At 68.5% G+C, this 26,767-nt stretch carries 31 protein-coding genes; 6 read left to right on the top strand and 25 right to left on the bottom strand.

The annotated features are described in order from the left end of the window. Positions 1–649 precede the first annotated feature (649 nt). Entirely contained in the window at positions 650–928 is a 279-nt protein-coding gene (locus tag ACIGCK_RS04100; RefSeq protein WP_396663956.1) for a helix-turn-helix transcriptional regulator, read from the bottom strand. Between the two features lie 69 nt (positions 929–997). Here ACIGCK_RS04100 and ACIGCK_RS04095 point away from each other — a divergent pair, with 69 nt between their 5' ends. Continuing rightward, positions 998–1,990 (top strand): sodium-dependent bicarbonate transport family permease, encoded by a 993-nt coding sequence (locus ACIGCK_RS04095; protein WP_396663955.1) that lies wholly within the window; start codon positions 998–1,000, stop codon positions 1,988–1,990. A gap of 546 nt (positions 1,991–2,536) precedes the next feature. On the opposite strand, the gene ACIGCK_RS04090 is transcribed toward ACIGCK_RS04095, so the two are convergent. Further along, positions 2,537–2,863, bottom strand: a complete 327-nt coding sequence (locus tag ACIGCK_RS04090; protein WP_396663953.1) for an ArsR/SmtB family transcription factor — start codon at positions 2,861–2,863, stop codon at positions 2,537–2,539. A gap of 78 nt (positions 2,864–2,941) precedes the next feature. On the opposite strand from ACIGCK_RS04090, the gene ACIGCK_RS04085 reads away from it, so the two are divergent. Beyond that, positions 2,942–4,978, top strand: a complete 2,037-nt coding sequence (locus ACIGCK_RS04085; protein WP_396663952.1) for a heavy metal translocating P-type ATPase — start codon at positions 2,942–2,944, stop codon at positions 4,976–4,978. Between the two features lie 39 nt (positions 4,979–5,017). Here the strand turns inward: ACIGCK_RS04085 and ACIGCK_RS04080 are convergent, their stop codons facing one another. The 18 genes from ACIGCK_RS04080 to ACIGCK_RS03995 all read right to left on the bottom strand — a co-directional run bounded on the left by ACIGCK_RS04080 (position 5,018) and on the right by ACIGCK_RS03995 (position 20,683). After that, positions 5,018–5,413, bottom strand: coding sequence for a DUF4307 domain-containing protein (locus ACIGCK_RS04080; RefSeq protein ID WP_396663950.1), 396 nt, complete (start codon positions 5,411–5,413; stop codon positions 5,018–5,020). A gap of 10 nt (positions 5,414–5,423) precedes the next feature. Continuing rightward, on the bottom strand, positions 5,424–7,403 hold the full coding sequence (locus ACIGCK_RS04075) for a cytochrome c oxidase assembly protein (RefSeq protein ID WP_396663948.1): 1,980 nt from the start codon (positions 7,401–7,403) through the stop codon (positions 5,424–5,426). A 129-nt stretch (positions 7,404–7,532) separates the two neighbouring features. Continuing rightward, positions 7,533–8,549 (bottom strand): c-type cytochrome biogenesis protein CcsB, encoded by a 1,017-nt coding sequence (gene ccsB / locus ACIGCK_RS04070; protein WP_396663946.1) that lies wholly within the window; start codon positions 8,547–8,549, stop codon positions 7,533–7,535. A 77-nt stretch (positions 8,550–8,626) separates the two neighbouring features. Then, a complete protein-coding gene (locus ACIGCK_RS04065) occupies positions 8,627–8,893 on the bottom strand; it encodes a M23 family metallopeptidase (protein WP_396663944.1) in 267 nt (88 codons plus the stop codon). Further along, entirely contained in the window at positions 8,854–9,333 is a 480-nt protein-coding gene (locus tag ACIGCK_RS04060) for a hypothetical protein (RefSeq protein ID WP_396663942.1), read from the bottom strand. Before ACIGCK_RS04060 ends, ACIGCK_RS04065 begins: the two co-directional genes overlap by 40 nt. A gap of 205 nt (positions 9,334–9,538) precedes the next feature. Beyond that, positions 9,539–10,945, bottom strand: a complete 1,407-nt coding sequence (locus ACIGCK_RS04055) for a M23 family metallopeptidase (protein ID WP_396663940.1) — start codon at positions 10,943–10,945, stop codon at positions 9,539–9,541. Continuing rightward, positions 10,942–12,561: an apolipoprotein N-acyltransferase gene (gene lnt, locus ACIGCK_RS04050; RefSeq protein WP_396663939.1), complete on the bottom strand. Its 1,620-nt coding sequence runs from the start codon at positions 12,559–12,561 to the stop codon at positions 10,942–10,944. The genes ACIGCK_RS04055 and lnt overlap by 4 nt, the downstream gene beginning before the upstream one ends. Positions 12,562–12,564: 3 nt before the next feature. Next, complete coding sequence (locus ACIGCK_RS04045; protein WP_396663937.1) at positions 12,565–13,506, bottom strand: cytochrome c oxidase assembly protein; 942 nt, start codon at positions 13,504–13,506, stop codon at positions 12,565–12,567. Continuing rightward, positions 13,503–15,197 (bottom strand): cytochrome c biogenesis protein ResB, encoded by a 1,695-nt coding sequence (locus tag ACIGCK_RS04040; RefSeq protein ID WP_396663936.1) that lies wholly within the window; start codon positions 15,195–15,197, stop codon positions 13,503–13,505. Before ACIGCK_RS04040 ends, ACIGCK_RS04045 begins: the two co-directional genes overlap by 4 nt. Next, complete coding sequence (locus tag ACIGCK_RS04035; RefSeq protein WP_396663934.1) at positions 15,178–15,945, bottom strand: cytochrome c biogenesis CcdA family protein; 768 nt, start codon at positions 15,943–15,945, stop codon at positions 15,178–15,180. The genes ACIGCK_RS04040 and ACIGCK_RS04035 overlap by 20 nt, the downstream gene beginning before the upstream one ends. Beyond that, the gene (locus ACIGCK_RS04030; protein WP_396663932.1) at positions 15,942–16,541 is read right to left on the bottom strand and encodes a TlpA family protein disulfide reductase; all 600 of its coding nucleotides are present in this window, start codon (positions 16,539–16,541) and stop codon (positions 15,942–15,944) included. Before ACIGCK_RS04030 ends, ACIGCK_RS04035 begins: the two co-directional genes overlap by 4 nt. Continuing rightward, a complete protein-coding gene (locus ACIGCK_RS04025; protein WP_396663930.1) occupies positions 16,538–16,873 on the bottom strand; it encodes a DUF6804 family protein in 336 nt (111 codons plus the stop codon). The genes ACIGCK_RS04030 and ACIGCK_RS04025 overlap by 4 nt, the downstream gene beginning before the upstream one ends. Further along, entirely contained in the window at positions 16,870–17,403 is a 534-nt protein-coding gene (locus ACIGCK_RS04020) for a signal peptidase II (protein WP_396663928.1), read from the bottom strand. Before ACIGCK_RS04020 ends, ACIGCK_RS04025 begins: the two co-directional genes overlap by 4 nt. Before the next feature lie 77 nt (positions 17,404–17,480). Beyond that, positions 17,481–17,756 carry a zf-TFIIB domain-containing protein gene (locus ACIGCK_RS04015; protein WP_045246902.1) on the bottom strand — a complete coding sequence of 92 codons (276 nt, stop codon included), beginning with the start codon at positions 17,754–17,756 and terminating at the stop codon, positions 17,481–17,483. Further along, a complete protein-coding gene (locus tag ACIGCK_RS04010; protein ID WP_396663926.1) occupies positions 17,753–18,469 on the bottom strand; it encodes a copper resistance protein CopC in 717 nt (238 codons plus the stop codon). The genes ACIGCK_RS04015 and ACIGCK_RS04010 overlap by 4 nt, the downstream gene beginning before the upstream one ends. A gap of 13 nt (positions 18,470–18,482) precedes the next feature. Further along, on the bottom strand, positions 18,483–19,490 hold the full coding sequence (locus ACIGCK_RS04005; RefSeq protein WP_396663924.1) for an NAD(P)-binding domain-containing protein: 1,008 nt from the start codon (positions 19,488–19,490) through the stop codon (positions 18,483–18,485). Positions 19,491–19,501: 11 nt separating this feature from the next. Further along, a complete protein-coding gene (locus tag ACIGCK_RS04000) occupies positions 19,502–20,170 on the bottom strand; it encodes a DsbA family protein (protein WP_396663922.1) in 669 nt (222 codons plus the stop codon). Positions 20,171–20,260: 90 nt separating this feature from the next. Further along, entirely contained in the window at positions 20,261–20,683 is a 423-nt protein-coding gene (locus ACIGCK_RS03995) for a hypothetical protein (RefSeq protein WP_396663920.1), read from the bottom strand. Positions 20,684–20,995: 312 nt separating this feature from the next. Between ACIGCK_RS03995 and ACIGCK_RS03990 the strand changes: the two genes are divergently transcribed. The 4 genes from ACIGCK_RS03990 to ACIGCK_RS03975 are packed head-to-tail and all read left to right on the top strand — an operon-like array spanning position 20,996 to position 23,074. Continuing rightward, entirely contained in the window at positions 20,996–21,328 is a 333-nt protein-coding gene (locus ACIGCK_RS03990; RefSeq protein ID WP_396663918.1) for a hypothetical protein, read from the top strand. Next, on the top strand, positions 21,325–21,753 hold the full coding sequence (locus ACIGCK_RS03985; protein WP_396663917.1) for a MerR family transcriptional regulator: 429 nt from the start codon (positions 21,325–21,327) through the stop codon (positions 21,751–21,753). Before ACIGCK_RS03990 ends, ACIGCK_RS03985 begins: the two co-directional genes overlap by 4 nt. Beyond that, entirely contained in the window at positions 21,750–22,061 is a 312-nt protein-coding gene (locus ACIGCK_RS03980) for a hypothetical protein (RefSeq protein WP_396663915.1), read from the top strand. The genes ACIGCK_RS03985 and ACIGCK_RS03980 overlap by 4 nt, the downstream gene beginning before the upstream one ends. A 32-nt stretch (positions 22,062–22,093) precedes the next feature. Beyond that, the gene (locus ACIGCK_RS03975) at positions 22,094–23,074 is read left to right on the top strand and encodes an arsenic resistance protein (protein WP_396663914.1); all 981 of its coding nucleotides are present in this window, start codon (positions 22,094–22,096) and stop codon (positions 23,072–23,074) included. A 26-nt stretch (positions 23,075–23,100) separates the two neighbouring features. On the opposite strand, the gene ACIGCK_RS03970 is transcribed toward ACIGCK_RS03975, so the two are convergent. Genes ACIGCK_RS03970 through ACIGCK_RS03950 form a run of 5 tightly spaced genes read right to left on the bottom strand, consistent with a single transcriptional unit; the run spans position 23,101 to position 26,681 of the window. Beyond that, positions 23,101–25,008, bottom strand: a complete 1,908-nt coding sequence (locus ACIGCK_RS03970) for a heavy metal translocating P-type ATPase (RefSeq protein ID WP_396663912.1) — start codon at positions 25,006–25,008, stop codon at positions 23,101–23,103. Then, the gene (locus ACIGCK_RS03965; protein WP_229935213.1) at positions 25,005–25,364 is read right to left on the bottom strand and encodes a helix-turn-helix transcriptional regulator; all 360 of its coding nucleotides are present in this window, start codon (positions 25,362–25,364) and stop codon (positions 25,005–25,007) included. The genes ACIGCK_RS03970 and ACIGCK_RS03965 overlap by 4 nt, the downstream gene beginning before the upstream one ends. Before the next feature lie 26 nt (positions 25,365–25,390). After that, entirely contained in the window at positions 25,391–25,645 is a 255-nt protein-coding gene (locus tag ACIGCK_RS03960) for a hypothetical protein (protein WP_396663910.1), read from the bottom strand. Between the two features lie 5 nt (positions 25,646–25,650). After that, positions 25,651–26,334, bottom strand: a complete 684-nt coding sequence (locus tag ACIGCK_RS03955) for an aquaporin (protein WP_396663908.1) — start codon at positions 26,332–26,334, stop codon at positions 25,651–25,653. After that, entirely contained in the window at positions 26,331–26,681 is a 351-nt protein-coding gene (locus tag ACIGCK_RS03950; protein WP_396663906.1) for a metalloregulator ArsR/SmtB family transcription factor, read from the bottom strand. Before ACIGCK_RS03950 ends, ACIGCK_RS03955 begins: the two co-directional genes overlap by 4 nt. Positions 26,682–26,767 lie beyond the last annotated feature (86 nt).

Genomic DNA, 26,767 nt, shown 5'->3' with positions numbered 1-26,767 from the left:
CGTCAAACTCCGCCGCGCCAGCTAACCCGTTTCGCGGGCATTCTCAGATGAGGCACCGAACAACTTTCGCGGGCACCTTGACTTGAGGCACTCCGGGGCCCGACGAGGCTCACCTAAAGTGCCCGCGACACGCCCTCGGTGCCTCATTGTCGAGATCTGAGACCCACTCTCAGATCCTCGGCGCCGCCGCTACGGAGATCGCGCGCCTGGGATTACGAGCGACCACGCTTGCCGGCATTGCCGCCGTCATCGGCAAACCCCGCTCGGCGATGGGACCGCACTTCGGCGACCATGCGGACAGCGCGCTCACGAAGCTCGCGCGGATACTTACTGGGACGTCCCATGAGACAGATCCTTCCAAGGAATCATGTCTCCGGACACGCCGGGGCGAGTCAAAGCTCGTTCTGGCCAAGATCATGGACCCCAGATAGACATTTCGCAAGGGTGAACTCGTACGCTCAGTGAACACGGGGCCTCCCACAAATGTCGGATAGGCCGGGCGGACCACCTCCACCCGGTAACCCACGAGTTTTGTGAGCGAGGCCCCGTCCCGCGACCCCCTCACCCGAAGGCGGTCACTACATACCGTCTAGCGGAAGCGAGCGAATGTCTTCTCGCCGCGGTGCTGGATGATCGTTCGGCGGAGGGGCTACGTGATATCGAGGAGGGCGCGGATCAGGTCGTCGACGGTGTGCGCGGCGTTGGACGGATGACGCAACGGGCGGTCTGCGTGTAGCACGTAATGGTTGCGTCGGCCCCGCTTCTCCCGCTCCAGGTACCCCGCCGACTCCAAGTCGTTGAGGATCGTCAGAGCTGACCGCGGCGTCACCCCGACCACCGCGGCGATGTCCCGGACGGCGGCGTCGTTGTTCTGCGCGACCGCCAGGAGTACATGCGCGTGATGTGTGAGAAAGGTCCACTGCGCCATTCCCCCATCCTGCCAAACATCCCTGTCATTTGGTGAAGAGAACTTCCGCTATTCTGCGATGGCAGAAGTTTGCTTCACCAATCACGATGGGGGACCCTCTTGTTCGACGCAGCCCTGACCAACCTGCTCTCACCCCCCGTCCTCGCCTTCGGACTCGGCGTGCTCGCCGCCGCCATGAAGTCTGACCTGAAGGTTCCGGACGCGATGATGCGGGCGCTGTCCATCTACCTGCTGTTGGCGATCGGTCTGAAGGGCGGAGTGGCGCTGCGCGGTGAGACCGCTGCCGCAGTGCTCGGCCCAGTCGCACTTTCCCTGGCCCTCGGGGTGATCATCCCTGCCGCGGCCTATGGCGCCTTGCGCGTGGTGACTCGCCTGAGCCGGGTCGACCGCGGCGCGATCGCCGCGCACTACGGGTCCACTTCCCTCGTCACCTTCACCGCGGCGCTGGTGTTCCTGGACAGCGCCGGCATCGCCTACCCCGGCTACGCGGCCACCCTGCTCGCCGTTCTCGAAGTGCCCGGCATCCTCATCGGCATCCTGCTGGCCCGAAGGCACCTCGCCAAGACCGCCGGATGGTCGCCGACCCTGCACGAAGTTCTCACCGGGAAGTCCGTGCTCCTGCTGGTTGGCGGCCTGGCCATCGGCCTCATCGCCGGTCCCGCCGGGTACGCGCCCATCGAACCGGTGTTCACCGACGCGTTCCGCGGACTGCTGGTGCTGTTCCTCCTCGCCCTCGGCCTGGAAGTCGGACACCGCCTGGGCACCATCAGAGAAGGCGGGGCCGGACTGATCGCCTTCGCGCTGGTCTTCCCCCCCGCCGCCGGAGCGCTCGGAGTTGCCGCCGCGGCACTCATCGGGATGGACGTCGGAGGTGCGGTCGTCCTCGGCATTCTCTGCGCCAGCGCGTCCTACATCGCTGCACCCGCTGCCGTCCGCCTCGCCTTGCCCGACGCGAACACCGCCCTGTCCCTCACCGCCAGCATCGGCATCACCTTCCCCCTCAACCTCGTCATCGGAATCCCGGCACTCACCTGGCTGGCACAACAACTTGCGCCGCAGTGACCCTTTCGGCGTGATGATCGAATCAGTGAAGAAGCGAGCTATCGCGGTGTGTTCGTACCCAGTAGGTGCGCACGACGTCGCCCCACCGTTCGGAAGCAACCGGAGCGAAGACGAGCCACCCGAGCGCCTGAGCCGTGTCCGTCCGGCACGACCGCGGTCAGTTTCAGCGCCAGTTCTTCGGTGTTCGACCGACGCGTTGCGGCTGCCCTGCGTGATAGTAGGTTCCGCGTGGCCATAGCGGTCCCCACGGACAGACGACAAGCAATTGACGTTCCGACACTTGTCGAAGACGCTGGCGACGGCAGGTCGCTCCATCGCGCCTGCACGAGCGGGCCGGGTTCCGCGTCGTCGGCCGCCGGCAGCGGATCGCCGGCTCGCAGCTCGGCCCGCACTCCTGCCACTGGCGCGACACCGTGCGGATCGAGTACCGCTGCGCCCGCAACGAAGTCTGACGCCGGCTACGCCAACCGCTCGTCTCGTCACCAGAGGCGATGCCCGTGTCCGGGAGTTCCTCCTCCTGTTACCGCTTCACGTTCACTCACTACATCACCCTCCGTGCGGCAGGTGTTCGAGGTGACCGATGGCTTCCTCGAGCAGTTCGGAGACGTGGTCATCGAAGAGCGAGTAGTGGATGTGGCGGCCGTCGCGCGTGCCGATGACCAGGCTTAGATGCCGCAGTAGCCGCAGATGGTTCGATGTGGTCGTCTGTCCGATGTGCAACTGTTCGCTGAGTTCGGTCACGGTGCTCGGCTGAACACTCAGCGCGCTTAGAATGCGCAGCCGCACAGGTGAGGCCAGCGCCTGCATGATCTCGGCGAGCCGCTCAGCATCCGCAACAGACAGCGGCCCAGTTCCTCGATCCGTAACAGCCATACTCACCATTGTGCCGTCCGATCACGATCATCATTCACAACTACAATATATCATGATCTTGTGATGTATTCTGGTCGCATGACTGCTTCTTCCCCGACGACTACCGCGCCCGCTGCGGAGACGCCCGACCATTCCCACGGTTCGGCCCGGTGGGAGCTGTGGTTCGCGATCGCCGCGGGCGTGACCTACGCCGGCGGGATGATCGCAGAGTTCGCGTTGGGGCTGCCGATGGTCGGGTGGCCGTTGGTGTTCTTCCTCGCCACCTACTTCTTCGGTGGGTTCTTCACGTTCCGCACCGCGATCGCCTCGACGATGCGAGGGAAGTTCGAGGTCGACTTCCTCATGCTGGTGGCCGCGATCGGCGCCGCGCTCATCGGCCGGTGGGCGGAAGGGGCGGTGCTGCTGTTCCTGTTCAGCCTCGGCCACGCGCTCGAGGAGTACGCCCTCAGCCGTGCCAGCAAGTCCATCGAAGCGCTCGCCGAGCTCGCTCCCCGCAGTGCCTTGGTGCGCCGCAGCGGGGACGAGCCGGTGGAGGTGCCTGTGGAGGAGATCGTCGTTGGGGACATCGTCGTCATCCGCCCGAACTCCCGTATTCCCTCAGACGGGTTCGTGATCTCCGGGGTGTCCGCAGTGGATCAGTCCGCGGTCACCGGCGAGTCGATTCCGGTGGAGAAGGAGCCGGTGGCCGACCCGGAGCGGGCGATGCGCACCGTCGACACCCTGCCCGCCGCCAACCGGGTGTTCGCCGGCACGGTGAACGGGTCCGGCGTGCTCGAGGTCGAGGTTACTGCGACCGCGGCGGACTCGACGCTCAGCAAGGTCGTCGAGCTCGTCCGCTCCGCCGACCAGGCCGCCTCCCCCACACAGCAGTTCATCGACCGTTTCCAGCGTTGGTACGTGCCCGCGGTGATCCTTGGGGTCGCGGTCACGCTCCTGATCCCCTGGCTCGCGTTCGCGCAACCGTTCCCCGACGCGTTCTACCTCGCCATGACGGTGCTCGTCGCCGCAAGCCCCTGCGCGCTCGCGATCGCAACCCCGGCCGCCGTCTTGGCGGGCGTGGCCCGTGCTGCGCGTGCGGGCGTGCTCGTCAAGGGCGGCGCCCCGCTTGAGACGCTCGGGAGGGTCAAGGCGATGGCGTTCGACAAGACCGGCACCCTGACCTGGGGTGCCCCCCGGGTGACGTCCGTCACGCCTGCTGGCGACGTGCCCGAGTCCGAGCTGATCCGCACTCTGGTCGCTGTCGAAGCGCTTAGCGACCACCCGCTGGCCGAGGCGATCGTCCGCGACCTCGAGCCTCGTGTTCCCCAGCCCGATCGCCTCACCGCGACGGACCTGAACGCGGTCGTCGGGCGTGGCGTCACGGCGACGATCGACGGCGAGCGGGTCGATGTCGGCAACCTGCGCATGTTCGACGAGCAGCAGCTCGCGCTGACCGGCACGTTGGCCGACGCGTACACGCAGGCGAGGGATTCCGGGCAGACGCTGATGATCGTTCGCCGTGGCGACCGGTTCCTCGGCATCGTCGGCGTGATGGATGCGTCCCGCGCGGAGTCCGCCCAGGTGATCCGTGCACTCCGGGGCGCGAACGTGGGGCAGCTCGTGATGATCTCCGGCGACAACCAGCGTGTCGCCGACGCGGTCGGCCGGGAAGTCGGCGTCGACACCGCGATCGGCGAGCTGCTCCCCGAGGACAAAGTCGCTCAGATCACCCGCCTCGCCGAAACCCACCGGCCGATCGCGATGGTCGGCGACGGCGTCAACGACGCCCCCGCGATGGCGCGCGCCGACGTCGGCATCGCGATGGGCGCCGCCGGCTCCACCGTCGCGTTGGAAACCTGCGACATCGCGCTGATGAGCGACGACCTCGGCCGCGTCCCGTTCGCGGTGCGGCTCAGCCGCGCCACCAGCCGCATCATCCGGCAGAACCTCATCGCCAGCCTCGCGATCGTCGCGTTCCTCATCCTCGCCACCTTCCTCGGCCTGAACATCGGCGCGGTCGTGCTCATCCACGAAGGCTCCACCCTGATCGTCGTCGGCAACGCACTCCGCCTACTCAACTTCGAGCGCGGCAAAGAGCATCACGGTATCGACCACGAAGACAGGCCCACCGCTTGAGAGACTCAGCCGGCGCAGGCGACGGCCTCCCTTGCGCGGCTATGTGGCCCAGCAGGATTGCACGGTGCCGGTCGTTGCCTGCGCGACGGTCGGGATGGTTTCCACGAGTGCTCGTGTGATCTCCTCGGACGCGGGGTACTCGATGACACGCCAACCGACGATGCCGAAGTCCTCATCCAATGCCTGCACCGCGCATGCGAACGACGTACCAGCGGGCGGGGTGGCTTGGAACGACACCGTCACGGTGCGCGCATCGACCAGCTCGTAACCCGTCTCGTCGAATCCGACGTCGTCAAGCGAGTTCGAGACAGTCAGCCACGCCAGTCCCACGATGGACAGCACGGCCACCGTCGCGACGGTGATCCAGAACACGCGGCGGCGGATGGGCCGCGGGGCGCGACCGTAGCGGTCGGCGAGCTCCTCTTTCGTCGTCACGTTGTGCGCCCTATCTGCGGCTGCGAGCATCGCGGTCGGCGAGCTCGGTGAGGCGTGCGTTGTAGGCCTCAAGTTCGGCTTCGCCGGTGCGGTCGGCGTGCCGGTCTCGCCGCTTGGTCTCGCGGTCGTCGCTGCGGCTCCACTGGATCGCTACGGTGATCGCGAGGATCAGGGTGGGGATCTCGCCGATCGACCACGCGATACCGCCGCCGGTGTACTGATCCTCGAGCGGTGTGGCACCCCAGGTGCGACCCATCGACCCGAACCAGTCGGCGACCATCAGCCCCGACTGCATCATGATGGCGATGCCGAAGAACGCGTGCATCGCCATCACACCGATGAGCAGCAGCAGCCTGCCGGCGTAGGGAAGCCGCCACGGCACCGGGTCGATGCCGATCAGGGAGAGCGCGAACAGGTAGCCGGTGATGAGGAAGTGCGCGATCATCCACTGGTGGCCGAGGTGGTCGTATAGCGACCAGCGGAACAGGTCGGTGTAGTAGAACACCCACAGTGAGCCGATGAACAGGGCGGCCGCGACGAACGGGTTCGTCAGGATGCGGGCGAGCGGGCTGTGCACCGCCCACAGGATCCACTCGCGCCCGCCGCGGGTGCCGTCGTCGCGTTTGCGGATCGCCCGGGCGGCGAGCGTCACCGGGGCGCCGGCGACCAACAGCACCGGGATCGCCATCGTGAGCAGCATGTGCCCCACCATGTGCATGCTGAACAGGTAGTCCTGGTAGACGTTGACGACGCCGCCGGTGACCCAGACCAGCAGCACCATGCCGGCGACCCACATGATCGTCCGATACACCGGCCACGCGTCGCCGCGACGGCGCAGCCGCCACACCCCAGCGAGGTAGAAGAAGATCGTGAACCCAGCGAGCACCGCCCACAACATGTCCACGTTCCACGCGGTGACCCACCGTTCGATCGTGAGCTCCGGGGGCAGCGGGGCACCGGTGAGGCGCTCTGCCGGCGAGGGGATCTCGGGAAGCGGGGCCGGGCTCGGTGGCGGGGTGCGGGCCAGCGCCGCGGCGGCGCCGCTGGCCACACCCATCAGCGCCAGCTCGAACGCGATGAGCATCCAGAAGGGCCGGGATGCCGCGTCGGAGCTGCGCATCCTGCCGATCAGGCGGGTGCGGTACCACGCCCCGAAGAGGCCGAGGCCGACGAGTGCGACGACCTTGACGCCTAGGATCGCGCCATAGGGCGAGAGCAGATCGGACCACTCCTGCAGGCCGATCGCTGCGCGCACCGTGCCGGACACGGCGACGAGCACGAACGCGGCCAGAGCGATGCTCGAGTAGCGGGCGACGACATCGGGGATGCGGCGACGGTCGAGGACTGGACGGACGGCGATGAGCAGCAGGAGCCCCCCGAGCCACACCGCGGCGCCGATGATGTGCAGGATGAGCGCCATCATCGCCTCGTGGTGGAAGGCGTCGTCGCCGGAGTGCCCCTGCGTGCCCATCGGCACGAGCGATGCCACCGCCACCAGGGCGACCAGAAGCGTCCCGACCCAGGACCGCACGGCGAAGGTCAGGACGGTGAGGGCGGCGCCGGCGACCGTCGTGATCAGCCATGTCCTGCCGACCTCGAGCTCGATGAGGAACCGGCCGAGCTGGGCACCGAACTGGGGGCCTGCGTCGATGGCCGGGTTGAACACGCTGAGAAACGTGAGGAACCCGGTCGCGCCCGCGGCCACGGTGAACAGGGCAGCAGAGATCGACGCGGTATCGAGGGCGACGTCGAACTCGCCCTCACCGGCCCGCAGCGTGAACAACGCGGTCACGAGCACACCGACCATGCCCGCGGCCGCGAGGTTCACGACCAGTTTCGCGACCGGAAGACCCCAGCGCACAACAGGGCCGGCGTCGCCGAGCGGGATCGGCGCAACACCCCCACCAAACCACAACGCGCCGACCAAGGCGATGAGTGCGACCGCGCCGAGGATCGCAGGCCCTGCGACCCACAAGACGCGAGGAGTCATTCCTGTCGCGGTCGGAGTGACCGCTGTCCGCGTTCAGTGGTATCCGCACGCGTGGTGGCGGGAATCGAGGGTATCGGGGTCATGTGCGTGCTTTCGGCTCGGGCAAGCGGTCGGAGCAGGGGTGCGGGGTCAGGTGAGCCCGGAGTAGGAGTGCAGGCCCTGGAAGAACATGTTCACGATCGTGAAGTTGAACAGCACCGCGACGAACCCGATGATGGACAGCCAGGCGGAGCGGGTACCGCGCCAGCCGCGGGTCGCGCGGGCGTGGATGTAGCCGGCGTAGAGCACCCAGATCACGAACGTCCACACCTCCTTGACATCGAAGCCCCAGTAGCGACCCCAGGAGTCGTTGGCCCAGATCGCGCCGGCGATCAGGGTGAACGTCCAGAACACGAACCCCACGATCGCGAACCGGTACGCGAGGGACTCGAGCACGTCGGCGGTGGGTAGAGTGCGCAGGAACCCGGGACCGGCGGCGCGGGTACTGTCCGAGGATGCTCGGGCGCGGCGCTCCCGGCGGATCTGCAGGAGCTGGGTGATGGAGATGCCGCAGGCGATCGCGAACAGGGCGGTGGCCAGGGAGGCGACGAAGACGTGGATGACCAGCCACACGCTCTTGAGCGGATCCATCAGCGGAACGACCTCGACGTAGAACGAGATCGTCGCGCCGCCCAGCAGCAGCACCACCATGCCGATCAGGAACGCACCGAGGAAGCGGAGGTCGTAGCGGCGCAGCACCAGCAGGTAAACGGCGACGATGAGGACGGTGCCGGTCAGCGCGAACTCGTACATGTTCGCCCACGGCACCCGCTCCGCGGCGATCCCGCGCAGGATGGTGCCGGCCAGGTGGAACAGGAACGCGAGGACCGTCAGCGACGTCCCGATCCGCGCCCACAGCAGCCGTTGCCGCTGCGCGGGCGGCGTGCGAACACTGTCCACCGACCCACTCTGGGCGTTGTCCGTCTGCTGGCCCGCCCGTGCGGCAGCGCCAGCCAGGGCCGGCTCCCGCTGCGGGACGCTGGCGGGGACGGAGCGCCCGGCCAGGTCGATGGTGTACGCGATGAACGCGAGCAGGTAGGTGGCGATCGCCGTCCACACCAGCAGCAGTGAGATGCCGTCGAGGGAGAGCGCGTCGGTTCCGGTCATGGCAGGGTCGTCCTCTTCGTCGTTGCGGTCAGGGGGTGCCCGCGAGCGGGGTGGCGCGGTAGATCCGTGCACATGGGTCAGCCCGCGTTCGCTTCCAGCCAGGCCAGCGAGTCCACGGCGGTTCCGTCGAGGTAGACCTCGAAGTGCAGATGGTTCGCGGTGGAGCGTCCCGTGCTGCCGACGAGTCCGACCAGTTGCCCGGCCGTGACGGTCTGCCCGGCGGCGACCTGCCGGCTTCCGGTCTGCATGTGCGGGTACACCGTGCTCACCTGTTGCCCGTTCAGCACGGATTCCACCACGACGGTCACCCCGTAGCCGCCGTAGCTGTCCTGCGAGATCCGCACGACGCCGTCGACGGACGCGTAGAAGGGGTTCCGCCGGCAGCGACCATGTCGGTGCCCATATGCGCGCCGCCTCGAGCACCGAAGCGGTCGGTCACGGTGAACGGGCCGCCCACCGGCCACCGCACGGCTCCGCTGCCTTGGGGCACGATGCTGTAGTCGAAGGGCACCGAGGCGAGTTGTGCGGAGGCGCGGGCACGTTCTGCGGCTGCTTCTGCCGCCTTCTTCTGGTCGATCTCCGCCTGGGTGGTGGCCGAGTAGCTCTCCCGTGTGAGCTGCGTCCCAGTCGCGTCGGAGGCGACGATCAAGGATTGCGCGTCCTCGGACGCGACTTGCTGCAGTGTCGGGATCTCGAGGTCCGCCGGCTGCCAGGCGGCATACGCGGGGAGGGCGAACGTGGCGATCAGGCCGGTGACCACCGTGAGGACCGCCAGGGAGCGCACTGGGCGCAGCGCGATTACCCGACCACGGGCGGACGTTTCTGCGGGCGGGCGCCCTGGGGGGCGGGTGGTGGTGATGATGCTGGTGGCTGGTGGCTGGTGACGTGGCGGAGCGGCGGAGGCTGCGGCGCGTGGGCGGCGTCTGGGGCTGGTCGCCGCCGCCTGGTGGGGTGGTCTGGTCAGTCATGATGTCCTGGTTCGTTTCGGGTCAGATGGACACGCCGCGGTCGGCGAGGAAGGTGATGGGGTTGACCGGAGAGCCGTTCACGTAGGCCTCGAAGTGCAGGTTGCAGCCGAACGCGTTGCCGGTGTTGCCTTCGCTGCCGATCAGGTCGCCGGCGTTCACGCGTTGGCCGTATCCGACGTAGAAGCCGCCGGGGCGGATGTGGGCGTATCCGGTGCCGATCTCGCCGCCGTGGTCGATCTTGATGTAGTTGCCGTAGCCGCCGTTGTACCCGGCGTAGACGACGGTGCCGGCCGCGGCGGCGTAGATCCCCGCGCCGCATCCGCCGCTGAGGTCGACGCCGTAGTGGTAGCTGGTCGAGCAGTACCCATTGCCGCATTGGGAGCTGCGCGGCCCGAACCCCGAGGTGCGGTGCCCGGAGGTCGGCCGTGCCCACCCGGAGCTGACCACACCCTCACCACCGCCGCCCGAGGCGGCGAGCCGTTCCGCTTCGGCGCGCTCCGCCGCTCGCCGCTGCTCCTCGGCGATGCGGGCAGCCTCCGCCCCGGCCTGATAGTCGGCGATGGTCTTCGCGGTGGTGTCCTCGAGGGCGGCGAGCTGGGCCTGCAGTTCGCCGAGGTGGAGGGTCTGCGCGTCCAGCGCGGCCTGCGCAGCATCGGCGGCCTGCTGCGACTCGAGCATCTTCTGCTCGGCGACCTGCTGCAGCCGGTCGCGCTCATCCCGGGCCACCACCGCCTGATCGGTCAGGCTCTGCGCGGCATCGCGGGCGGTGAGCGCCGCAGCGTAGACGGCCTGGTTGCGTTCCAGCAGCTTGTCCATCACTCCCAGCCGGGACAGGAGATCGTCCGCGGTCGCGGCCGACCCGGAGAGGAACAGCTCGAGGGAGGTGGTGTCGCCCCCGTCGCGGTACAACTGCGCGGCGATGCGGCCGGCCTTGTTCGCCGCGTCGGTCGCGTCCTGCGCTTCCACTTCGGCTTGGGACTGCAACGTGTCGGCGCGGATGGATGCGTCGAAGTACTCCTGCTGGGCGGTGTAGAACGCGCCGGCGGCCTGCTCGGCGGCGGTGCGGGTGCGCACCACCTCGCCGGTCAGACTTTGGATGAGACCCTGGATCCGCTGCACCTCGGCAGCCTTGGTGGCCTCGTTCGCTTTCGCGGACTGCACGTCCTCCCAGGACGGATAGGTCGCCGCGAACGCTGCCGGCAGCAGCGGGCCGGCAACCAGGACGGCGGCCGCGCTCAATGTTCCCGCCGTCAGCAGAGTGCGCCGGCTCACCCCGGCCCGGAATGCGCGGCTCTCCGCGGGCGTGGGCGCACACCCGCACTCCTCTGCCGTCGGGTCACTGAGAAGGGTGAGATCGCTGCCCGTCGCCAGCGTTCGCAGCGAACCGGCCAGTCGACCTCCGGCAGGCCTCACCCGTGGCCTGTTCATGGGTGCCTCCCCGGATCAGTCGAACGATCTGCGGCGACCGCACGCGTGCGGGCACGGTGGGAGAACCCCGCCGCGGTGAGAGCGCCGGCGGCAGCGAGGACGATGAGAGCGGTGAGCCAGGGACCGAGGATCACCGCCGGGGTGAGTCCGGTGCGCAGCGGGACGGTGCTGATCGACGCGTCAGCGGTGTCGACGCCAATGCTGTCGACGGTGGTGCCGTCCGGGGTGATGACCTGGCTGGTGCCCACCGTGGAGACGTTGACGACCGCGCGGCCGGTTTCGATGGCGCGCATCCGGGCGAACGCGAGCTGCTGCAGGTTCTCGTCGGTGCCGCGGAAGTCGGCGTTGTTGGTCTGGAACACGAACACCTCTGCGCCGGCGCGGGCGCCGTCCCAGATCACGGCGTCGTAGATCACGTCGAAGCAGATCGCCAACCCCACCCCGACGTCGCCGACCTGCACGATGGGCGGGTTGGTGCCCGGGGTGTACTCGCGTTGGATCAGTCCGACCAGGTCGGGGACGATCAGCTCGTAGAACCACCGGTCCGGCACGTACTCCCCGAACGGGACCGGGTTGACCTTGTCGTGCCACTGCCGGCCCGTGGGATCCGCGGTCCACAGCAAGGACGTGTTGAAGACATCGTCGCCGCGGGTGGTGGCGGCGTTCATCAGCAACGGCGCCCCGGCCGAGCGCACGACCCGGTCCAACGCCTTGGCGGCGGCGGGATCACTGAGCGGGTCGGCGTCGACGCCGCCCTCCGGCCAGGCCAGCAGATCCATAGGCTGCCCGTACAGCGGCACCGTGGCGGCGGTCTGCGCGGCCAGGACTTCGCCGGGCGCCTTGTCGTCGAAGTACCCGGTGGGGCCGTTGCCCTGCACCCATCCCACGCGGAAATCCCCGGCCGGCGCGGTGGGGAACTGCGGAGTCACGACCAGGAGAACAGCGACGCTCACGGCAGGATGCAGCCCGAGCATGAACCGGATGCCGCCGGCGCGGATCCACTGCACCACCGAGGCGCACAGAATGACGATCAGCAGCGACAGGCCGGTCACGCTCGTCCACGACGCGACCTCGGCGAGCGGGCCGCCGACCTGGGTCATCCCGAGGCGTGCCCACGGGAACCCGGAGTACGGCCACGCACCCATCACCACCTCACGGGCCGTCCACAGAACCGCGATCAGCGGCGGCACCGCGAGCAGCTGCACGAGGACGCGGGCCGGATAGCGGGCGGTCCACCGGTAGGCGAGGGCGATCGGCACCGCGCCCGCGCCGAACAGAACCGCTTCCAGCCCGGCGAGGGCAAGCCACGGCACCGGGCCGAGGAACTCCCCCACCCACACCAGATGGGTCATGTAGAACACGGCGCCGAACACAGTGCCGACCAGCAACGCCCCGGCGATGCTGCGGCCCATCAGGGCCACCAGGGCGACCGTGACACTCACGAACGTCAACGGCCACCACCCCACCGGTGCGGAGGCGAAATCCAGCAGCAGGCCGGCGGCCGCGGATGCCAGCACCGCCGCCCACACCGGCAGCGACCATGCCGCCACGGTGCGGCGCGGCGTCTCCTGCTCCGGCGCGGCGGCCGGGGCGGGTGTCGGCAAGGTGGCGCGCATCGGTCAGGTGTCTTTCTGGTGGAGTCGGGTGAGGTAGTCGTTGTACGCGTCGAGCTCAGGGTCGCCGTGTGCATCGGCGCGACGGTCGGCGGCGACCGCTTGGGCGGTGTCGTCGCGGAACCAGCGGTGCATGACGTAGATGAGCATCAGCAGCGTGGGGGCCTCGCCGTAGGACCAGGCCAGCCCGCCGGCGAGGCGCTGGTCTTCGATCGGGTCGATGCCCAGCGCGCTCGTCGGCCCGGCGAACCCGTCGATGAGGGTAGTGGTGGCCATCATCAGGAAGACGCCGAAGAAGGCGTGCAGGGCGGCCTCGGCGAACACGTCCAGGGCGCGGCCGCCGTGACTCATCCGCACCGGCAGCGGGTCCGACGACAGGATCGGGATGGTGAACACCATCCCGGCGACCAGGAACCCGACCTCGAGGAGGGTATGGCCGGTGACGGTGGACAGGATCGGGTCAGCGAAGTTCGCCAGGTACAGACCGTAAAACGCGGCCAGGTATAGCGGCACCGCCAGCCACGGGCTGAGAAGCCACCGTGCGGTGCGACTGCGTAGCCCGGCATGCGCGGCGCGGAGCACCAGGAGACCTGGGCCGTGGTGCGGGGTAGCGCGTAGCAGCAGGGTGCCGGGAGAGCCGAGGACCAGCAGCGGCGGGATCGCCATCATCAGGGTGAGCTGCTGGAACATGAACACCGAGAACAGGGCGTACCCGTAGTTCTCCACCGCCAGACCTGTGACCGCGGCGAGGGCGACGCAGCCGAGCAGAAAGCTGACCGTCCGCCACACCGGCCAGCCGCGGCCGCGGACCCACATCCGGATCGCGCCAGCCAGGTAGGCGACCGCGAGGAGTCCCGCGAGGAGCGGCAGCAGCGGGGCCGGAAGCGGGGCCGGGGTGAGGAACCCGCCGAGGGTCGGCGGGGCGTCCGGGATCCACACGGTCGTCACGGCGTGTCCTTCGCAGGTTGGTCTACGCCGAGGGCGTGCGCGTGGCGGGTCGCGAGCTCGTCGACGGCGCGCGCCAAAGCGGGATCTTCGCCGCGGGCCAGTCCCGCGTATTCGACGTGCACACCATCCGGGGTGGTGTGCGCTTTCACCCAGAGCCGGCGGCGGGGCACGAACAGGCCGGCGAACAGGCCGAGGGTGGCGAGCACGGAGAACGCGAGCACCCAGCCGCTGCTGGGGTCGCGTTGGATCTGCAGCGACGCGAACCGCTTCACCGGTTCCTCCGGCGTGACCTCCTCCCACGTAATCGTGCCCCACCCGTTCGGCAGGTCGACGGTGGCGCCGGGGGTGAGCTCGAGGGAGTCGGCGGCGGTGTCGCCCCCGGTGTGTTGGGTGAGCCCCGCGACATCGAGCGTGTACACCGACCTGGGGGTACCGTCGTCGATGCCAAGATCGCCGCTGAACACGTTGAGAGTCAGCACCGGATTGACCACGTCCGGGTAGACGGAGGTGAACGCGCCGGAGGGCAGCACCCCCTGGGTGGGGTAGAAGAACCCGACCAGCCCGACCTGTTCGGGCAGCCCGTCCGGGACCTTGATGATCCCGAGCGAGGTCATGTTGGAGTCCTGCGGCAGGAACGGCTGCGACTCGCTGTACACCACCTCGCCGGCGGCGTCGCGGATCGTGAGGGTGGGGGCGTAGCCGTTGCCGAGCAGGTAGATCCGGTCGCCGTCGACGGTGATCGGGTAGTTCACGATCACGCTCTGTGCCCGGTCGTCCTGCCCGGGCTGGCGGATGGTGATGTCGGCGGAGAAGTCGCCGGCCTGGCCTGCGCCGGGTGTGCCGGGCAGCCGATAGGAGACCTGGAAGTCGTCGAGGGTGAGCGAATAGGGGGCAAGGCCCGTGCCGTCGACGAAACGGCCGGGGTTGAACGAGGAGTAGTCGCTGAGCGCGTTCACGAACGTGGTGCCTTCCACCACGACTCGTTGCCCGGTGTACGCGAACGACCCGCCGATCGCGACCGAGACGAGCACGCCGACGAGGGCGACGTGGAAGATCAGGTTGCCGGTCTCGCGCAGGTAGCCGCGTTCCGCAGACACCGACGCAGCGCTGCGGGCGTCGTAGCGTTCCACCCGGTACCCGGACTTGCGCAATTGCTCTGCCGCGACGTCGACCGCGTGCGCGGCCGCGTCGGGCTGCGCGGCCCCCGCCGGGATGGTGAGCTCCCGGTACTCGGACAGGCGCGATAGTCGCGCTGGGGTGCGCGGCGGGCGAGTGCGAAGCGCTTTGTAGTGGTGCTTCGCGCGTGGAATCACGCAGCCGATCAGGGAGGTGAACAGCAGCAGATAGATCGCGGAGAACCACGGCGACAGGTACACGTCGAACAAGCCGACCGCGTCCGCCAGGGGGAACACGTCGGGGTTGTTTCGCTCCCACTGGATGACCCCGTTGGGGTCGGCGCTGCGCTGCGGGAACAGCGACCCGGGCACGGCGGCGATCGCGAGGAACAGCAGCAGGACCAATGCGGTGCGCATGCTGGTCAGCTGCCGCCACGCCCACCGCAACCACCCCGTGATGCCCAGCGCCGGCTGGGTGATCTCGGTTGCTGTATCGACGTCGGTGTCGGCGTGGTCGCCGGGGCGTAGCGGGTCGGCGGTGACGTCGGTGCCGGTGTCAGAGCGGGAGGGGGACATTGATCACCACCTGTTGCAGCTGCGACATCAGCACCGTCCACAGTCCCGTCACCATCAGCAGGCCGAGGGCGATGAGCATGGCCCCGCCGATGATGTTCAGCGCCCGGATGTGGCGGCGCAGGAACGTGACCGATCGGGACGCCCACCCCCACCCGGCCGCGAGGATCAGGAACGGGATGCCCAGGCCCAGCGAGTACGCCAGCCCGAGCAGGCCGGCGCGGGCGGGGTCGCCGAGGTTCCACGACATCGAGATGATCGCCGCGAGCGTCGGGCCGATACAGGGGGTCCAGCCGACGCCGAGCGCGAACCCGAGAAGCGGCGCCCCGATCAGCCCGGCCCTGCCCTGGGCGCGGGGGCGGAGGGTGCGTTGCGCGATGCCGAAGAACCCGAGGAACACAAGCCCGAGGGCGATGATGATGATCCCGAACACCCGGGTGAGGATGCCCGCGTATTGCAGCAGCAGGTATCCGAAGGTGCCCCCGAGGATCGTGACGGCGACGAAGACGACCGTGAACCCGGCGATGAAGAGCGTCACGCCCAGCAGCAGCCGGGCGCGCTCCGCGGTGGCAGTGCGCCCGCCGTTCACGGTGGGAGATGTTGTCGTCGTGGTGGTGCTGCCGAGGTAGCCGAGGTAACCGGGGACCAGTGGGAGAACGCACGGGGACACGAAGGAGACCAGCCCGGCGAGGATCGCGACCGGTATCGCGACCCACAGGGCACCGTCGACGATCACCGCTCCCGGGTTCACGAGCTGTCCTCGGCGAGGGTGTCGGCGACCAGGGTGGACAGGATCGACGCGCTGGCCAGCTGCCCGATGATCCGCGCGGCGACCCGCCCCTCCCGGTCGATCACCAAGGTGGTGGGGGTGGCCTGGATCGGGGTGACCTGCGCGAACGCGAGCTTGACCCGTCCGTCGTTCACGTCGATCACACTCGGGTAGGTGACGTTGTTGTCACGAGCGAACGACAGTGCCGTCGCGGGCTGGTCGTAGATGTTGACCCCGAGGAACGCGACACCCTGCTCCTGGTACTCCTGCCAAACCTCCTCGAGCAGCGGCGCCTCGACGATGCACGGCCCGCACGCGGCGTACCAGAAGTTCACCACCAGCACCCCGCCGCGGTAGTCGTCGCTGGAGACCGCCTCGCCGGTCTCGGTGACGCCTTCGAACACCACCGGCTCCCCGCGGTCGGGATCCGGGATCTCGACGATCTGGAAGTCGCCGGCGATGTAGCCCTTCTCGTTCCCGTCCCGGTACTGCTGCGCCAGCGAGTCGCTGGACGTGCACCCGGCCAGCAACAGCGCCGCGACCAGCGTCACGGCGGCAAGGACGCGGCAGCGGATCATGCGCGCTTGACCTTGATCAGGGCGCCGGCCACCAGGAACACAACCGCGGCGACCGGCTGCGCCGCAGTCCACACCGGGCCGGAAAACGGGAACGGGAACACCGGGTTCCAAATCACGGCGATCACGACGAACACCGGCAACCACCACCACTGCCGCGCCTGGATCGCGAACCACCCCACGATGACAGCGAAGATCGCGGCGACGAACAACACCACGGTGAACCAGTCCCCGCCCATCAGTACCGGCGCGAGGAACAGCACCGCCGCCGCGAGCAGCCCCGGCGCAAACGCATTGCGCTGGTATACGGACGGGGTCCGCTGCTTCGCCATCATGACCCGCTCACCACGGAGCCCGTCGCAGGCGCCGCGCTGTCCGCGCTGACGCGGGAGCGGCGGTGTCGGGTCCACAAGCTCAGGCCGAGGACGATGACGCCGGCGCCGAGGGCGACGTCGGCGAGGTTGCCGATGAACAGGTTCCCGTAAGCGAGGAAGTCGGTGACATGCCCGACCCCGAACCCAGGGGGGGAGAACAGCCGGTCGATCAGGTTCCCGATCGCGCCTCCCAGGATCAGGCCGATCCCCATCGCCCACCCTCCAGTCCGCGCCCGCGCGGCGGCGACGACCAGCAGCACCACGGCACCGACCCCGAGGAGAGTGAGCAGCCCGGTGACCCCGGCTCCGAGGGAGAGGATCGCGCCGGGGTTGAACGCGAGTTGCAGCCCGAGCAGATCCCCCAGCAGCGGAATCCGCTCCTCCTGACTCAACCCTCCCAGTGCGGCCGCCTTCGTCGCCTGGTCGACAAGGACCACCACAGCGGCGGCCAGGCACGCGACCGCGAACCGCCGGGTCTGCTCACGAACCATCAGCGGCTCCTCCTGCGTTCGCGGGGGCCGCTGATACCCCGGCCATCAGACCGGCTATCAAGAAGAGACCTTTGGTGTCAGAAGTCGAAGAGGTCACCGAGGAACCCTTCCTTCCGCCGACGCCCGGAGCGACCGTGATGATCCCTGTCGCGGTCAGAACGGTGGTCGCCCTCCCGCGGATAGGGGGCGGTGCTGGTTTGCCGGCCCCCGCCGGCGAGGTCGGCGGCACGGTCGATGATCTTGTCGAGCTCGCCACGGTCCAGCCAGACGCCCCGGCACTGCGGGCAGTAGTCGATCTCGACCCCGGAGCGTTCCGTGATCAGCAGGGCGGTCCCGTCGACCGGACATTTCATGAGGGGTTCTCCTTCTGTTGCTGGTCGTCGGCGGGTCCACCATCCGCGGTGGCTGCGGCTGCGGCTACTCGGTCGCGGCGACGACGCTCTCTGGCCACCATGAGCACGACCACCAGCGCGCCGCCCAGCACGATCACGCCGCTGGCGACGGCCAAGATCGGCAGAAGCTCCCCGCCCCCGGAGGGCTCACCGTGACCGGGGTTCCCGGTGGTGTCGGTGGACGTCGGAGACGGGTCGGGTGTCTGCTCCTCGGTCGCTTCGGGGGTGGGGGCGCTGGTGGGGACGGTGATCGCTTCGACGGTGTACTGGTACTCGTTGCTGATCGGGTGCCCGTCGCTGGACACGACCCGCCACCGCACCGTGTACACGCCCGCCTGACCGGGCGTCACCGCCTGGGTGACCGTGGTCCCGTCGATGACCGGATCCCCCGATGCGATGTTCTGCCCGTCCGGGGCGACCACCTCGATAATCACGGCGCTGAAATCGGTGAGGATCTCGCCGCTGAACGTCAGCGAGATCTCCTCCGGGACCACGCTGACCGTGGATCCGGACTCCGGGGAGGAGGAGACGATCTCATCGTGCGCGGCTGCGGGCGCCGCGGGGGCGAACAGGAGCCCGGCGGCCAGCAGCAGCGTCGTCAGAGCGGGTAGGAGGAAGACGCGTCTCCGTGAGCCGGATCGGTGCGGGTGTTCGTGGTCGGTGACCGTGGTCAAGGCGATGGTCCTTTCAGGGCCGGTTGATGATGTGCTGGGCGATCGTCGTCGCGTCTTTCCACACCCCGGTGAGGGTGTCGGAGCCGCGGCCGCCGTACTGCGGCATCCCCGCCACGAACAGCCCGGGCAGGCCGGTCAGGGTGCGCCGCGGCCGGTCGACGCGGGCCGGTTCCGGGAGCCAGTCGTCGCCTGGGGTGTAGCCGGTGGCGAGGATCACCGAGCGGGGGGATGCATGCGTGCCGTCAGCGAAGGTCACCACGGCGCCGGCCGCGTCCTGCACCGCAGCTGCGATCGTGACCCCGGCGCGGCGCAGCTGCTCATAGCTGTCGCCGAAGACCGGCTCGGGGCGACGCTCCCGCGAGAACAGCGGCACCCTCTCCCCGGCTGCGGCGGGATAGCTCATCGCGGGGCGATGCTGCCGCCGGGTTCTCACGGACAGCGTCACGGTGTGCGACGCGGACAGTTCGCGGGCCAGCTGCACACCGCTGTTCCCGCCGCCCACGACCAGCACGTCACCGGCGGGGATCTGCTTCGGGTACAGGTACTCGCTGCTGTGCAGCACCACCCCGGGCACCGTCAGCAGAGACGCCCACTCCGGGATCCGCGGGTGCGCGGCCGCGCCAGTCGCGCAGATCACGTTGCGGGTCTGCACCTCCCCTGCCGTCGTCGACAGCAGCAGGGTCGAGCCGTTCCCGCGGTGCTCCACCCCGGTCGCCTGGATGCCCCAGACCGTCTCCACACCCAGCCCGGCTTCCACGAAGGTGAGGTAGTCCGCCATCTCGTCCACTCGCGGATGCCGGCGCTGGTCACCCAGCAGCCGCCGCGGAGACAGCGCGCTGTGCCGGGCGTCGCTGAGAAGCTCCATCGAATGCCACCGTGAGGACCAGGAACGCTGCCCCGTGCTGGCAGCGTCGATCACCACGAACTCGTGCTGCGGCCGCAGCCCTTCCGCGGCCAGAGCCGCGGCAACCGCGAGCCCGGACTGCCCGGCGCCGACGATGATCGCCCGCCGATGCGTCAAACCCGCCCGCATCACCGGCCACCGTTAACCGCAGCCTGGATGGCGTTCTCGAGGTCGTCCCACGCCTGCAGCTCGAGCAGTTCACCGTCGAGGAAGAACGTCGGTGTGCTGCTCACGCCGAGCGCCTGGCCCTCCTCGAAGTCCAGCTCCACCCGCTCCGTCGTGCCCGGGTCTGCCACGGCGGCGTCATAGGCGGCCATGTCCAGACCGATCTCCTCCGCGAAGCCACGGAACAGGTCGGCGCGAGATTCCTGCGCCTCACCCCACTCCGGCTGCGTCTCGAACAGCCGGACATACATGTCCTCGAACCGGTCCTGTTGCGCGGCCGCTTCCGCTGCGACCGCCGCGTTCTTGGAGTTGAAATGGCCCGGCAGCGGGAAGTAGCGGACCACATACGTGATCTCCCCCGCGAATTGCTCCCGCAGATCCTCCACGATCGGGAAGAACGCACCACACGCCTCGCACTCGAAGTCGAGGAACTCCACCAGGGTGACAGCGCCCTCCCCGCCGTCGTCGAGGACATGCGAGCTCTCCCGCACCACCTGCGGGGATGCGTCACCGCCCCCAGATGAAGGTGGAGCTGTCTGGCTTTGATTGACAAGGACGTAGATCAACGCGGCGATCACCATCACCACCACAACGGCAATGGTGACGAGTGTCGCCTTCACAGGGGTTTTCATCGGGTACTCCAAACCAAGACACGGCACAGGACAGAACCCGGGCACGCAGCCCGGGACGAAGCGCCACCCGAAAGGGCGGCGTGCCAGATGTCAGGTTCGGGAAAGACCCAACTGCGTCAGCGAAAAGACAATCGGGTGAGCACGGGCGGCCGGCGCCGGAAGCAGCGAAGGCATTCGTGGTCCGTCACCGAGAACCGGAGGCATCCGCCGCCGCCACAACCCCCGCAGCACCACCATGAACGTCAGCCCGCACAACACGCCCAGCATGCACAGCGCAGCGCCCACCAACGCGTTCGACCCAGAGTCGCCGCCACCGGCGACTGCCTCATGCTCGACTGGGGCGTCTGCCACGGGCTCGACATGCGGGTCCAGCAACCCAGATATCACCAGCGGAACAGGAGTCGAACCGTCCGTCTCTGTGTGAGCCGTCGCTGCCAGACCCAGCATCAGCAGCAATGCCAAACCGACGCTGGTAATGAGCCTCATTATCAACAATTGCTCATTCAGCGTCACGGAGCGCGGAGTCCGGGCCGAAGAGACCATCGCCAACAGCATACTCTGCCCACCCAAGCGCCACTCTGAGCCAGGTTCCGTCGGCCCTTGGGCAACATCATCTTCACCTGGAACTCACAACTCTCGCTCCGTCACTTCCCTTGATTCGCGGCCGTTCCGAGCACCGGTGCGCCCCGTCTAAGTTCAAGTTCGCAACTTGATCGAAAGAGCGCGCGGACTCTGCAACTCCTATGGAGAACCTTCATCCCGGCCGAGCGGTCTTGGTCGGCAGGGGTTGTATTCCGTACTTGGGTACGGGTTTACCGTTGGTGCATGACCGATTTTCTGGAACTCATCGAGCAGGCTCCCGAAGCATGCACGTTGCCTACGGTGGATCGTCCGCTGCGCGTCTCCGAGTTCGCCGAGCTCTTCGCGACCGCGACGGAGACCGTCATCCGCTCCTCGCCGACTCGGGCGGTGGTGACCCTTCCGCTGGAGTCACTGGCGACGGCGAGAGACCTCGCGGCGCGCGAGACGGCGTGCTGCTCGTTCTTCACATTCACGACCGCACCCCTAGAGGACAGCATCGTGATGACCATCGACGTTCCCGAGCAGTACGCCGACGTCCTCAGCGCTCTGACGAGCCTCGCCGGCCCGGCGCGATGACGACGATGCTGCGAAGCGGCCAGATCGCCGAGCGCGCCGGCGTGAACATCGAGACGCTCCGCTACTACGAACGCCGCGGGCTGATCGCAGCGCCATCACGCAGTCTCGGCGGGCACCGCACCTACTCCGAAGACACCGTCGCGCTGCTGCGCGTGATCAAGTCCGCCCAACGGCTCGGGTTCACCCTGGAAGAAGTCGCCGAGCTGCTCGACACCGGGCGGCGCGGCCACCCCACGCCGGACCTCCGGGTACGCGCGCTCGAGAAGGTCGACGAGATCGAACAGAAGCTGGCAGACCTCACCGCGATCCGCGCCTCCCTTCAGCAGGTCGTCGACGCCCGCTGCGCCAGTCTGACCGGCTGCACCTGCGCCGACTGCCCGATCCCTTACGCCGACATCGCGCGCCCTGAAGGAGCAAACGCATGACCACCACCGACGCCAAGGCGACCTGCGCGCGCAAAGCTCTGACGGAGGCGGGGGCGCCGACGCGCACGAAGGTGGCCGGAGTGCTCGCCCTGCTCGCCTGCGTGGGCTGCTGCGCACTGCCGTACCTGATCATCGCGGGCATCATCACGGGCGCCGGCGCCGCGGCCCTGCAGCAGACGCTCATCGCGGCCGCTGCAGGACTGGCCGCGCTCGCCCTCGGAATGTGGTGGCTGCGCCGACGCCAGATCGCGAAGAGACTCGCCGCAGCCGGCGGATCCGGGTGCGGCGACGGGAACTGCGCCTGCTGAGACCCGGCTCCGCCGTCCGGGACAATGGGACGATGCGAGCGAGCGCCGGGTGGATGGAACGACACCAGATCCTGCTCTATCTCGGCGCCCTCGCCCTTGGCGCTGCGGTCGGGCTGCTGATACCCGCGGTCGCGCACCCGGCCGAGCTCGCGATCAACCCCGTGCTGGGCCTGCTGCTCTACGCCACCTTCCTCGGCGTGCCGTTCGAGAAGATCGGCGCCGCTTTCCGTGACTGGCGATTCCTCACCACGGTCATGATCGTCAACTTCGTCCTCGTCCCGGTGGTGGTCTGGCTGCTGTCGCGGATCGTCGCCCACGATCAAGTGGTGCTCGTCGGCGTGCTGTTCGTGCTGCTCACTCCCTGCGTGGACTACGTGATCGTGTTCACCGGGATCGCCGGTGGCGCGAAGGACCGCCTGCTCGCGGCCGCGCCGCTGTTGATGATCGCCCAGATGCTGCTGTTGCCGTTCTACCTCTGGCTCTTCGTCGGTGCCGAGTTCGTCTCAAGCGTCGACCTCGCTCCGTTCGTCGAGGCGTTCCTGCTCCTCATCGTGCTGCCGCTCATCGCGGCGGGACTTACGCAACTCGCCGCCCGCACCCGTTGGGGCGCGCGGCTGCAGGACGCAATACTCGGGGCGATGGTGCCGCTGATGATGCTCACCCTGACCGTCGTCGTCGCCTCGCAGATCGCCGGCGTGAGCCAGCAGATCGCATCACTGCTGCTCACGATCCCCGTTTACGTGCTCTTCGCCGCCCTCATGATTCCGATCGGTGCTCTCTCCGGCAGCGTCGCCCGGCTAGACGTTCCCGGACGCAGAGCGGTCGTGTTCAGCGGCGCGACCCGCAACTCCCTCGTCGTCCTCCCGCTCGTCCTGGCGCTCCCGGTCGCCTTCAACCTCGCCCCGCTCGTCGTGGTCACTCAAACCCTCGTCGAGCTCGTCGTCATGGTCGCGTTCGTCCGCCTCATTCCACGGCTCATCCCGAACAGGCGGCCCGCGATCGCTGCGGCATAGACACCGCGACTGCCGGGTTCTCGCCGTCAATCGCGCGTGCGCCGAGCTGCACGAAGGCCGTTGAGGATGACGATGACCTCCGCGACTTCGTGCACCAGCACGACCGCCGCGAGCCCGAGGATACCGGCGACCGACAGCGGCAGCAGTACCACGATGATCGCGATCGAGAGCACGACGTTTTGGTTGATGATGCTTCGGCCGCGGCGGGCGTGGGCGAGTGCCTGCGGAATGAGGCGGAGATCATTGCCGGTGAACGCGACGTCGGCGGATTCGATCGCGGCGTCCGCGCCCTTCGCTCCCATCGCGATCCCCAGGTCTGCGGCCGCGAGAGCAGGGGCGTCGTTGATGCCGTCTCCGATCATGGCCGTGGGCTGCGACTTCGACAGTTCCGCGACGGCGGTGGCCTTGTCCTCGGGGCGTAGCTCGGCGCGCACGTCGCTGATGCCGGCCTGCGCTGCGAGGGCTGCGGCGGTGCGGGCGTTGTCGCCGGTGAGCATCGTCACGCCGACCCCGCGCCGGTTCAGCGTCGCGATGACCTCGGGCACTTCGGGGCGCAGCTCGTCCCGCACCCCGATCGCTCCGGCGGGCTGATCGTTGCGGTGGACGATGACGACGGTCATCCCCCCGGACTCCATCGCCTCCACGTCGTGGGCCAGCGTGCCGGCGGCCAACCAGCGCGGGCTTCCCACTGCGAGACGAGCGCCGTCGAGGGTGCCGGAGATGCCGTGCCCGGCGGTCTCGCTGACGTCTGCGGCGATCAGAGCGTTGGGAACCGCGTTGTTGATCGCGGCGGCCAGCGGGTGAGTGCTGTGGCATTCCAGACTCGCCGCCCATGCCAGCACCTCATCTTCGGTCGCGCCCGCGGCGGTGACGACGCGGGTCACGGTGGGCTCGTTGCGGGTCAGGGTGCCGGTCTTGTCGACGGCGAGGTGGCGGATGCCGCCGAACCGCTCGAACGCGGCCCCGGACTTCACGACCACCCCGAACTTGGAGGCAGCGCCGATCGCGGACACGACAGTGACGGGGACGGCGATCGCCAGGGCGCACGGTGAGGCGGCGACGAGCACGACCAGGGCACGGGTGATCCACAGCTCGGGGTCGCCGCTCAGTAGAGACCCGAGCACGCCGACCAGCACGGCGAGGATCATCACGCCGGGCACGAGGGGGCGGGCGATCCGGTCGGCCAGGCGGGCGCGGTCGCCCTTCTCAGCTTGGGCATGCTCAACCAACTCCACGATGGTCGTGAGCGAGTTATCGGTGCCAGCGGCGGTGGCCTCGACTTCGAGGACGCCTGTGGTGTTGATCGACCCGGCCGACACGTCGATGCCTGGCTCGACCTCGACCGGGATCGACTCGCCCGTGATCGCGGACGTGTCCAGGCTGCTCCGCCCGGCGCGCACGATGCCGTCGGTCGCGATCCGTTCACCCGGCCGGACCAGGAGCACATCCCCGACGCGCAGCTCCTTTGCCTCGACCTCGGTAGTGGCGTCGCCGCGCTTGACGAGCGCGGTGTCGGGCACGAGCTTCAACAACGCACGCAACCCGGCGCGGGCGCGGTCCATCGCCTTATCTTCCAACGCCTCCGCGATCGAGTAAAGAAACGCCAGCGCGGCGGCCTCCTCGACGTAGCCGAGGATCACCGCGCCCGTGGCGCTGATCGTCATCAACAGCCCGATTCCGAGCTTGCCCTTGGTGAACAGCTTGCGCAGCGCGCCCGGCACGAACGTGTACGCGCCCAGCAGTAGACCGATCCAGAACAGCACCAGGCCCGCGGTCTCCGCGCCGGCCCACTCGCACACCAGTCCGGCGGTGAACGCGACACCGGAGGCGATCGGGATCAGAACGCTGGGGCTCCGATACCACGGCCGGTCATCGTCGTCATCGTCGTCATCGAGGTCGACGTGCTCGACCTGCGAACCCGTGATCGCGCTCACGCCCGCACCTCCCCCGCCACGCAGCCCTCAACTCCACAGTCGGGGTCCATGCACGGCACGCTCTCGTCGACCGCGAGCGTCACATCAACCAGCGCCGTCAGGGCGCGGGCCAGGTGCGGGTCCGCGACCTCATACCGGGTCTGACGGCCCTCGGGCTCGGCCACCACGATCCCGCACCCGCGTAGACATGTCAGATGGTTCGACACGTTCGAGCGGGACAACCCCAAATCGCGAGACAGCACCGCCGGGTAGCTCGGGCCGGCCAGGAGAGTCAGGAGGATGCGAGAGCGGGTCGGGTCGGCCATAGCTCGCCCGAGCCGGTTCATCACGTCGAGTCGATCGGCAATAGTCAGCACAAACTGACTATACATTCTGTGATGTACTAAATGGCACCCGGGGTTGCGCACCACTCACAACTGGCCTCGGCCCACGCGCCGTTGCGACCTATCAAGGCGCATGCGGCCGAGGTGAGGAGCGCCGCGGTGACGATGAGGAAGATCATCTCTTCTCCCCAGCCGGTGTCGGCGGCGATCGCGGGCGCAGCCACCATGATGGCGTAGTACAGCACACCCCACGCGACGACCTGTGACACGGCGAGGGCCGGGAGTCCCAGGCGCGGTCGCAGCTGCGGGGCCACTGCACTCAGACTGTGGTCGGCTGTGGCGACGGGACCGGGAACAGGGCGCGCACGAGAAGCCACCCCAGGCCTGCGCCGACCAGTTGCGCGGTGATGAACGGCAGCGCGGACGCGGGCGCGATGCCGGCGAAGGTGTCGCTGAACATGCGGCCAATGGTGATCGCCGGGTTCGCGAAGCTCGTCGACGAGGTGAAGAAGTACGCCGCCCCGATGTACGCGCCCACCGCGGGGGCGGCCAGCTGCGAGCGGCCGGTACGGACCAACGCGAAGATCACCAGGATGAGGCCGGCGGTCGCGATGACCTCACTAAGGAGAAGCGGGAATCCGTTGCGGTCGGTCGTGCTCCACGACACAGCCGGCGCGCCGAACATCACGTTGGCGAGCACCGCTCCCCCGATACATCCGAGCACCTGCGCGGGCAGGTACAAGCCGACGATCGACCACTTTCTACGGTGCAGAAGGACATCGGTCAGTGTCACGACCGGGTTGAAGTGGGCGCCGGAAACGGACGCGAAGACCAGGATCAAGACCGCAAGTCCCAGGGCGGTCGCAAACGCGTTCTCGAACAGCTGCAGGCCAACATCCCCCGGAGAGAGTCGCTGCGCGGCAATGCCGGAGCCGACCACGACCGCCGCGAGACCAGCGCTGCCGAGAGACTCCCCAGCAACGGAGCGAACCGTCGTGCTCACGAGGCGACGAGGAGCTGCGAGACGCGGTCCAACGCGCCGGGAACGAGCTTGAAGTACGCCCAGGTGCCGCGCTTGCTGCGGGTGAGGAAACCCGCAGTGGTGAGGATCTTCAGGTGATGCGACACCGTGGGCTGGCTGAGTCCGACCGGCTCGATGAGATCGCACACGCACGCCTCGGAGTCTTCGGAGGCGGCGACGATCGACAACAGCCGGAGGCGTGTCGGATCAGCCAGGGCCTTCATGGTCGTGGCGAGTTGGTCGGCCTCTTCGGCGGTGAGTGGCTCGCGGACGAGGGGCGTGCAGCAAACGCCGGCGATGACATCCGTCACGTCGAGCATCGTGGTCATGCATCGAGACTAGTCGATATTGACAGATGTCGATAGATGGGTTCAGAATCGAGGTATCGAAGTTCATCAATATCCGTTGGAGGGCG

This window comes from Microbacterium sp. NPDC078428 (assembly GCF_044542535.1).
In the GTDB taxonomy this organism is placed as follows: Bacteria; Actinomycetota; Actinomycetes; order Actinomycetales; family Microbacteriaceae; genus Microbacterium; species Microbacterium limosum.
The sequence above is the reverse complement of the archived record's forward strand: the minus strand, read 5'-3'. Positions and strand labels throughout refer to the sequence as shown.